3 protein-coding genes and 1 tRNA gene are annotated in these 5,928 nt (G+C 70.3%); all 4 read left to right on the top strand.

Going from position 1 to position 5,928, the window contains the following annotated elements; all coding sequences use genetic code 11:
* A partial coding sequence (locus HUU94_RS00635; RefSeq protein ID WP_174273202.1) for an ImuA family protein occupies window positions 1-656 on the top strand: 656 nt, incomplete at its 5' end.
* Window positions 577-2,211, top strand: coding sequence for a DNA polymerase Y family protein (locus HUU94_RS00630; RefSeq protein ID WP_254601812.1), 1,635 nt, complete (start codon window positions 577-579; stop codon window positions 2,209-2,211). The genes HUU94_RS00635 and HUU94_RS00630, both read left to right, overlap by 80 nt.
* A 31-nt stretch (window positions 2,212-2,242) precedes the next feature.
* Window positions 2,243-5,800 carry an error-prone DNA polymerase gene (locus tag HUU94_RS00625; RefSeq protein WP_174273201.1) on the top strand — a complete coding sequence of 1,186 codons (3,558 nt, stop codon included), beginning with the start codon at window positions 2,243-2,245 and terminating at the stop codon, window positions 5,798-5,800.
* A 52-nt stretch (window positions 5,801-5,852) separates the two neighbouring features.
* Window positions 5,853-5,926: transfer RNA gene (locus tag HUU94_RS00620), tRNA-Pro, on the top strand.
* Window positions 5,927-5,928: the final 2 nt, after the last annotated feature.

Genomic DNA, 5,928 nt, shown 5'->3' with positions numbered 1-5,928 from the left:
TCGGCGTGGCCGGGCTGGATGCCGCGCTGGGCGGCGGGATCGCGCGCGGGCGGGTGCACGAGCTTTATGCGGGGACAATCGAGGATTGCCCGAGCGCGGCGGGATTCGCGCTGATGCTGGCGCTGAAGGCGGGCGGGCCCGCCGGCACCCTCATCTGGCTGGGACCGCGCCGGACGCTGCCGCATGCGCCCGGGCTCGTCGAGCTGGGGGTGGCGGTGGAACGGCTGCTGTTCGTCAGCGTGGCGGGCGGGAAAGCGCTGCTCAAGGCGGCGGCGGATATCCTGCGTTCGCCCGCGGCGGGGACGCTGGTGGTGGATGCGTCGGCGCACGGCAAGGCGATCGATCTTACCGCCAGCCGCCGCCTGACGCTGTTCGCCGAACGCTCCGGAGTGACCGCGCTGCTGCTGCGCGGGGTGGGGGCGCAGCTCCCTTCCTCCGCCGAGACGCGCTGGCTGGTCACGGCGGCGCCGTCGACCCCGATCGAGGCGGAGGCACCGGGCGCGCCCGCCTTCGCGGTCGATCTCGTGCGCAGGCGCGGTGGGCCGCCATCGCATGGCTGGCGGCTGGAGTGGGATCGTGACGCCGCCGCCTTCCGAGAGCAGGCGCTACCTGGCGCTGTCCCTGCCGATGCTGGCGCACGACGCTTGGCGGGGTGATTTCCTCAAGCTCCTCCCCGGCACGGGGAGGGGGACCAGCCGCAGGCTGGTGGAGGGGGCTCACCACGAGCGTTGTGCCCATCAGATAGCCCCCTCCACCACCGGCTACGCCGGCGGTCCCCCTCCCCGTGCCGGGGAGGAAGTGGTGGTGTTCACCGATCGCCAGGCGAACGCCGTGCGCCTCACCGCGCTTTCGCCGCGGGCGGCGGCGCAGGGCCTCGCCACCGGCCTCACGCTCGCCGATGCCCGCGCGCGCATTCCCGACCTTGTGGCGATCGCGCGCGATCATGGCGCCGAGGCGCGATTGCTGGCGCGGATCGTCGCGGGGCTGGCGCGCTATACGCCGATGGCCGCCGCCGAGCCGCCTGATGGCGCGATCCTCGATATCAGCGGCTGCGCGCATCCTTATGGCGGCGAGCGGGAACTGGCCGACGATCTCGCCGCGCGGCTGGCGGAAGGCGGCGTCACGGCGCGGCTGGGGCTGGGCGACACGCGCGAGGCGGCGCGCGCGCGAGCGCGGTTCGGGACGATCGCGGGCGATCTGCTCGCTCTTCCCGTCGAGGCGCTGGAAGCCGAGCCGGGAACGACGCTGGCGCTGCGCCGCGCGGGCCTCAAGAGGATCGGCGATCTCGCCTGCCGCCCGCGCGCGATGCTCGCCGCGCGCTTCGGCGTTCTCGCGTTGCGGCTCACGCGTCTGCTCGGCGAGGAGGATCGGCGGATCACGCCCGCGCGCACGCCGCCGCCGATCTTCGCGCTGCGCCGCTTCGCCGAGCCGATCGGGCGGGTCGAGGATGCGCTCGCCTGCCTCGAGGACTTGCTTGGACAGACCGCGATCATCTTGCGCGAACGCCATCAGGGCGGTCGGCGCTTCACCGCACGGCTGTTCCGCAGCGATGGCGCGGTGCCGATGGTGGCGGTGGAGACCGGCCGCCCCGTGCGTGAGGCGGGAATCGTCATGCGGCTGTTCCGCGAGAGGCTGGACGCGCTCGCCGATCCGATCGATCCGGGCTTCGGCTTCGATTGCGTGCGTCTGGACGTGTCCGCCACCGAGCCGCTTGCGCCCGCGCAAGGCGCGCTGGAGGCGACGCGCGATGCCGCCGAGCCGCTCGCCCACCTGATCGATCGGCTGGCGGCGCGGCTCGGCCCCGGCAGCATCCGCTGCGCGGTCCCGCTCGACAGCCATCTGCCCGAATGCGCGACGGCGCTGGTGCCGCCCGGGCGGGAGACGGGGTGGCCGCCTCCGCCGGCGCACGATCCGCCGGCGCGTCCGCTTCGCCTGCTCGATCCGCCCGCGCGCATCGATGTGACCTATGGCCTGCCCGAGGGGCCGCCGCGCTGCTTCGTCTGGCGGGGCGAGACGCATGATGTCGCGCGCTGGGAGGGGCCCGAACGGATCGCCGCCGAATGGTGGCGGCGGCGCGACCGCGGCGGGCTGACGCGCGATTATTACCGCGTCGAGGATGCACGCGGGCACCGCTTCTGGCTGTTCCGCCACGGGCTCGCCGCGCGCGAGAAACCGCGGCCCGACTGGTATCTGCACGGGCTGTTCGCGTGACAGATTTTCTATCGCGCAAGGGGCATGGCCGATGATCGCCTATGCCGAGCTGGTCGCGGCGACCAACTTCTCCTTCCTGCACGGCGCCAGCCACGGCAGCGACCTGATCGGCCGGGCGCTCGATCTCGGCCATGCGGGGCTGGGCATCGCCGATCGCAACACGGTGGCGGGCGTGGTGCGCGCGTGGGCGGCGCTGCGCGATGCGCGCGAAAAATGCCGGTCGGAGACGGGTGCAGAGATGCGCGCCTTCAAACTGGCCAGCGGCGCGCGGCTGGTGTTCGCCGACGGCACGCCCGATATCATCGCCTATCCCGAGGATCGGCGCGGCTGGGGCCGCCTGTGCCGCTTGCTCTCCACCGGCAATCTGCGCGCCGACAAGGGCGATTGCGTGCTCGGGATCGACGATCTGCTCGGGCACGCCGAGGGATTGCTGCTGATCGTGCTGCCCGAAAGCAGCCGCCGCGCGGGTGAGGGCGTGGCGCGCAAGGCGGCGAAGCAGACCGTGCTGCCGGCAGACGAGGAGGAGCCCCACAATGTTCTGCGCTTCCCCGCCCGCCATCCCGGCGAAAGCCGCGATCCCGCTTCCCCTTCGTTCGAGCGCGCGACGATCATCGCCTTGGATCCCGGCGCTCAGCGGGATGACGGCAAAGGGCTGGAGGCCATCCTCCCCCGCCTCCGTATCGCGGCGCCCGGCCGGGTCTGGCTCGGCGCCTGCGCGCGGCTCGACGGCAAGGACCGGCGCCGCCTCTCCGGACTCGCGCGGCTCTCCATGCAGGCGCGGGTGCCGCTGATCGCGGTCAACGATGCGCTCTATGCCGCGCCCGGGGATCGCGCGTTGCAGGACGTGCTCACCTGCATCCGCCTCGGGCTGACGATCGACAGCGCCGGCCGCGCGCTGGAAGCCAATGCCGAACGTCACCTCAAGGCGCCGGAAGACATGGCGCGCCTGTTCGCCGATCATCCCCAGGCGATCGTCGAGACCGCGCGCCTGCTGGGGCGGATCGGCTTCGATCTCGATCAGCTCGGCTATGAATATCCGCACGAGCCGGTGCCCGAAGGCTGGCGACCGCAGCGCTGGCTCCAGCACCTCGTCGTCACCGCCGCGCGCGAGAAATGGCTCGATGGCGTGCCGATCAAGGCGCTGCGGATGCTCGCCGAGGAGTTCCGCCTGATCCGCAAGTGCGGCTATGCCTATTATTTCCTGACCGTCCACGATGTGGTGAAGTTCGCGCGGGCGCAGCAGCCGCCGATCCTGTGCCAGGGACGCGGATCGGCGGCCAATTCGATGGTCTGCTATCTGCTCGGCATCACCTCGATCGATCCGGCGGCGAACGACCTGCTTTTCTCCCGCTTCCTTTCGGAGGAACGCAAGGAGCCGCCGGACATCGACGTCGATTTCGAGCATGAGCGGCGCGAGGAGGTGATGCAATATATCTACCGCCGCTACGGGCGGCACCGCGCGGGGATCGTCGCGACCGTGATCCACTATCGTTCGCGATCGGCGGTGCGCGAGGTCGGCAAGGCGCTGGGGCTGACCGAGGATGTCACCACCCGGCTGGTCAGTACGGTGTGGGGCAGCTTTTCCAGCCGGATGGAGGAAGCGCGCTTCAAGGAAACCGGCTTCAGCCTCGACAATCCGGAAATCGAGCGGCTCGCGCATTTCGTGTCGCGGCTGCTCGACGAAAATTATCCGCGCCACCTGTCGCAGCATGTCGGCGGCTTCGTGCTGACCGAGGACCGGCTCGACGAGACCGTGCCGATCCATCACGCCGCGATGCCCGACCGCACCTTCATCGAATGGGACAAGGACGATATCGACGCGCTGAAGCTGATGAAGGTCGATGTGCTCTCGCTCGGCATGCTCACCTGCATCCGCAAGGCGTTCGATCTGATCCGCGAGACCGGCGGCCCCGATTATACGCTTGCCGGCATCCCGCCCGATCAGCCCGACGTCTATCAAATGCTGTGCGAGGGTGACAGCCTCGGCGTGTTTCAGGTGGAAAGCCGCGCGCAGATGAACATGCTGCCGCGGCTCGCCCCGCGCCTGCTCTACGATCTCGTCATCCAGGTCGCGATCGTCCGCCCCGGCCCGATCCAGGGCAATATGGTGCACCCCTATCTGCGGCGGCGGCAGAAGATCGAGCAGGTGGACTATCCGTCCCCCGCGCCGCCGCATCCCGCGGACGAGCTGGAGGCATTGCTGGGCAAGACGCTGGGCGTGCCGCTGTTTCAGGAACAGGCGATGAAGCTGGCGATCGTCGCCGCCGAGTTCAGCTCGACCGAGGCCAACCAGTTGCGCCGCGCGATGGCGACCTTCCGCAATGTCGGCACCATGCCGCGGTTCGAGGAGAAGATGATCGGCGGCATGACGAAGCGCGGCTATTCGGAGGAATTCGCGCGGCGCTGCTTCGATCAGATCAAGGGCTTCGGCAGCTATGGCTTTCCCGAAAGCCACGCGCAGAGCTTCGCGATCCTGGTCTACGCCTCCTCCTACATCAAACGCCGCTATCCGGCGGCATTCTGCGCGGCGTTGCTCAATGCGCAGCCGATGGGTTTCTATGCGCCCGCCCAGATCGTTCGCGATGCGCGCGAGCATGGGGTGGAGGTGCGGGCGATCGACGTTTCGTACAGCGGCTGGGACAATAGCCTCGAAGCGGGGGAGAAAGGGCCGGCGGTGCGGTTGGGGCTGCGGCAGATCGATGGCTTTCGCGAGGAATGGATGGAGAAGTTCCTCACCGGCCCGTGGAGGAGGACCGCCGGCGCGGCCGGTGGCCGCAGGGGAGAGCGGCAAGGCGCGGCGCCGGCAGCGAGCCCCCTCCACCGGCCAGCGGCCGATCCCCCTCCCCATGCCGGGGAGGAACTGGAGAAGCTCGCCCGCATCCTGCCTGCGCGCGCGCTGCGTCTGCTCGCCGATGCCGATGCCTTTCGCAGCCTGGGTCTCGATCGTCGGCAGGCGTTGTGGGCGGTGCGGCGGCTGCCGGGCGCGGCGCTGCCGCTGTTCGCCGCCGCCGATGCGCGCGAACTGGGCGAGGAAGCCGATCCCGCGCTGCCCGCGATGCCGCTGTCGGAGCATGTCGCCGCCGATTATCAGACCACGCGGCTGTCGCTCAAACAGCATCCGATGCGCTTCCTGCGCGGGCTGTTCGGCGGCGAGGGCGTGCGCAGCGCCGCCGAACTGCGCGCCCTGCCCGATGGCCGCCGCGCCAAGGCGGCGGGTGTCGTGCTCGTCCGCCAGCGGCCGGGCAACGGCAAGGCGATCTTCGTGACGCTGGAGGATGAGACCGGCGTGATCAACGTGTTGCTCTGGGCGCGGGATTTCGAACGTCATCGCGCGGCCGTGATGGCGTCGCGGCTGCTGGAGGTGCACGGCATCGTGCAGCGCAGCCCCGAGGATGTGGTGCATCTGATGGGTGCGCATGTCGTCGATCGCACGGCGGAGCTGGGGCGGCTTTCCGAGGATCATCCCACATCGACACGGCTGTTGCGCGCCGATGCGTTCGAACATCCCGTCTATACCCCGCAGGGCACGGGCGGCCGCCGCCACCCCCGCGACGTGCGCATCCTCCCCGCCAGCCGCGATTTCCATTAGGCCGATGCCGCCCTTGCGCGACCCAGCCGGTGAAACTAGGGCCTCACCCGATCGGGGAGTGGCGCAGCCTGGTAGCGCATCTGGTTTGGGACCAGAGGGTCGCAGGTTCGAATCCTGTCTCCCCGACC

Source organism: Sphingomonas bacterium (genome assembly GCF_903644055.1).
GTDB lineage: Bacteria > Pseudomonadota > Alphaproteobacteria > Sphingomonadales > Sphingomonadaceae > Sphingomonas_I.
Note: the sequence above shows the minus strand (reverse complement) of the source record. Positions and strands in the feature narration are given on the sequence as shown.

Bases quoted from the DNA above. Each gene is read 5' to 3' on its own strand.
- HUU94_RS00625 (WP_174273201.1), top strand. From the start codon at position 2,243: ATGATCGCCTATGCCGAGCTGGTCGCGGCGACCAACTTCTCCTTCCTG.